This is a genomic window from Candidatus Chordibacter forsetii (genome assembly GCF_964187505.1).
In the GTDB taxonomy this organism is placed as follows: domain Bacteria; phylum Verrucomicrobiota; class Verrucomicrobiia; order Opitutales; family Seribacteraceae; genus Chordibacter; species Chordibacter forsetii.
In genome coordinates this window covers 1-3,397 of record NZ_CAXLML010000011.1, presented here as the reverse complement: position 1 = coordinate 3,397, position 3,397 = coordinate 1, and the positions used below count along the sequence as shown (strand labels likewise).

The following is a 3,397-nucleotide window of genomic DNA, read 5'->3' as shown; positions in this document are numbered from 1 at the left end:
ACGAAAGCATGACCGGATCGGAATAGTCGCATTTTCAGTAGATCCTTACTTGGTAAGTGCACTGACTTTAGACAAAGAACACTTGCAAAGGAACCTGGATCGATTACGAGTCGGACTTACACACCAAACGGGAACAAATCTAGGATCTGCTCTGGCCGAAGGAATTAATCGTTTGCGCCCATTGGAATCGAAATCAAAAATTCTCATTTTGCTAACAGATGGAAAAGACGAACCTGCACCGCCACACAGCCCCCTAATTTACGCTAATGGTGCAAAATCTGACGAAATCAAGATCTACACCATTGCTATAGGTTCCAGTACCAGAACCCGCACCTATTTGTTTGACCCCTCTACCCGAGATCTCCTTCGCGCTCCCAACGGTCTTCCCATTGTACGTGTTGCCGACTACCCGGTAGACAAACAGATACTTGGACAAATAGCTAAAACCACCGGAGCTCAGTTTTTTGAAGCACAAGACAAAGAAGCGCTCGAATCTATCTACAATGAAATTGACCGCTTGGAGAAATCTGATGTCGAAATGGGTGTGAATGCACTTTTTGAAGATTTATACATTTGGCCGTTAGGTGCATCTATTCTTTTTCTATTTATTGAATTCATTCTTGCCCGGACTAGGTATCTTCGAATCCCATGAATTTCTTTGCACAACCAGATCTTCTATTTTCCATCCCGCTGGTTCTGGGAGTTCTTATTTTGGTATACTTTAAAAGCCGCAAGGTTGCCCGCTTAAGATTGGCACAGTTAATCGCATCAAAACTCCTTCCGACCGTTGTTCCCCATTTTTCAAGAAAAAGAGAAGGAATAAAGATCGCATTCTTTTTTGCTGGTATCATCTTCCTTCTATTATCTCTTGCAGGCCCTCAATGGGGTTTTTCTAAGCGCACGGTATCTCCCAAGGGGATAGATATACTCATAGCCGTTGATTTGTCTAAAAGTATGCTTGCTCGAGATGTCCGCCCTAACCGCTTAGAGCGGGTAAAACTTACTCTATCTAACCTCCTTGATAAAGTAAAAGGTGACCGACTCGGACTGATTGCATTTTCAGGGTCTGCATTTTTGCAATGCCCACTAACTCTTGATCATCAAGCTTTTGTAAAAACATTAGACGAGTTGAAAGTTGGGCTTATACCAAGACCTGGGACGAATTTAGCACGGCCCATACAGGAAGCTGAACGGTCTTTCTCTAAGGACGACACTGATAAGTTTCTCGTGCTTATTTCTGATGGTGAAGACCTAGAAGGCCAAGGATTGATGCAAGCAAAAGAGGCCGCGAAAAAAGGTATTCGGATTTTCACCATAGGCATTGGATCAAATGAAGGAGCCCGAATTCCAACCGACCCCCTTAATCAATCGCCACAAAATTTTTTGAAAGACAGAGCAGGGACTGAAATTCTTACAAAATTAGACGCAAATGCCTTGGGTGACATTGCCCGTTCTACTGGTGGACAATACCTTCCCATTGGCCCTACTGGTGAAGGTCTCACTCTTGTATTTTCGGAGCTACAGACTTTTGGTCAAAAAAGATTACGGGAACAATTATCCACAACTTTACCTATTAACCGCTATCAAATATTTGTGATTCTTGGCATACTTTTTTTAGTAATCGAAAACCTTTCGCCTTCCTCGAAGAAAAATGTGCTTAAGGCTGCGACTAAGTGTTTTCCTGTCGCTATACTCTTAATGATTGGATGCACACAACCTGATAATGTCAGGAGAGCTGAAGAGGCAACATTGAAGGGCGATCATCTTGACGCCGCCAGGCTTTACGCCAATGAAATAGGTTCACTCAAAGATGATGATGATTCACTCAAAGTTCTTCGTTTAAATGCAGGTCTCTCGTATTTAGAAGCTGGCTCATTCCAAAAAGCCGAAGAATTTCTTCAGTTAACCCTTCAGCAATCGACTGACAATCCAGACATACAGTCAAAAGCAATCAACGCGTTGGGCAATTTATTCTACGCCAGAGCGAATTCTTTTTTGGACCAGCAAAATATAATCGAAGCTAGGAAATCTTGGGAGAAAGCGAGAGGATTTTACTCGGCAGCTTCGCAGATTGACGGCAACCCCTTAGCCGAAAAAAACCTGGATTCTTTAAACGAACAAATTCAGAACAGAATCGAAGATTTAGTGAGCAATATTCAAGGATTGGTTTGGCGAGATATCAACGGTAATGGAAAACAGGAGGAAAACGAACCTCTCCTTAAAGCTAGAATTTTTTGGGATAAAAATGATGATGGTGATCACAACGAATCCTTGGAACCTGCAATTTCTGGGAATGAAATAGGCCAGTTCGCATTTGAATGGATTTCCGGAATTTATCCAACCTCGCTAAAGCTCGCGTCCATTCTAACAGATCAAAATGAAAGTTCATCCACAATTCTCTTACCTCTTTTTCCTTCCCCCCCCCCTCCATTCGAAGCTTCTGGAACAAGAAATCATTTGGTAGAAATTGATAAGCCTGGTAGTCTTTTCATCCCCATGCCCTGGCGGGCCGCACCGTTGCTTACAGGAATGGTTTGGAATGACTCGAATGTAGACGGCAAAGTTGATAATAACGAATCCGGAAGCTCAGCAGCCACAGTGTTTATCGATAATAATGGAAATTTTCAACTAGACGAAAATGAGACATCCTTTAAACCATCCGATGATGGCAAGTTTTCTCAAATTGTCCCACCCGGACAATACTCTTTGTGCATAAAACCAGATAACCCTGAAGCAAATGTAACTTATCCAATTGAAGAACATAAAGCTTATTTAACTTGGGTAGATTTTGAGCAATCCTCCAAGCCTATTTTTTTTGGGATTCAAGATAGTTCTGAAGGAAATAGCTCGTCCGAAAGCAGTCCTCAAAACAATCCAAATCCTGAAAAACTCGAGGAAGATGAAGAAAACAAAAAGGCAAAAACTCCTTCAACTGAAGAAGTGAATGCCCTTTACGAAAGACTTTTACAAGAAACTGAATCAAAAAGTGAACCGTTGGAAAACGACATCCCAAATTCTAATCCTGTTCAAGCTGGCAGAGACTATTAATTCAATGAATCGATTCTGCCCCCTCATTTTATGGCTTATTATTTTAGTGACCCCTGCCCTATCCTCGGCCGAGGCTGTTCGCATAGAAACCTCTTTTGATCCGCCAAACATAACTCTGGCAAACACCTCAAACTATAAAATTGTGGTTCATGGAAGTCAGCAGGGACCAGTAGGTGGTCTTCCCACAATAGATGGACTAAGGTTCTCCAACCCACCGCAAACTTTTCGGTCAGCTTCGTTTATCAATGGAGTTCCATCGGTTCGGTTCGAGTTAAGCTTTACCGTAACACCTCAGAGGGAAGGCACTTTTATTGTACCTGCCTTACAGCTTAATATAGAGGGCAAACCC

Annotated in this window: 3 protein-coding genes; all 3 read left to right on the top strand. The window is 42.4% G+C overall.

The genetic code is table 11. The annotated features are described in order from the left end of the window. Positions 1-652: vWA domain-containing protein (locus ACKPQ4_RS00315; protein WP_407679214.1), on the top strand; the 652-nt coding region annotated here is incomplete at its 5' end. Further along, on the top strand, positions 649-3,048 hold the full coding sequence (locus ACKPQ4_RS00310; protein WP_407679213.1) for a VWA domain-containing protein: 2,400 nt from the start codon (positions 649-651) through the stop codon (positions 3,046-3,048). The genes ACKPQ4_RS00315 and ACKPQ4_RS00310, both read left to right, overlap by 4 nt. Before the next feature lie 4 nt (positions 3,049-3,052). Further along, the coding region (locus tag ACKPQ4_RS00305; RefSeq protein ID WP_407679212.1) for a BatD family protein at positions 3,053-3,397 on the top strand (345 nt) is incomplete at its 3' end.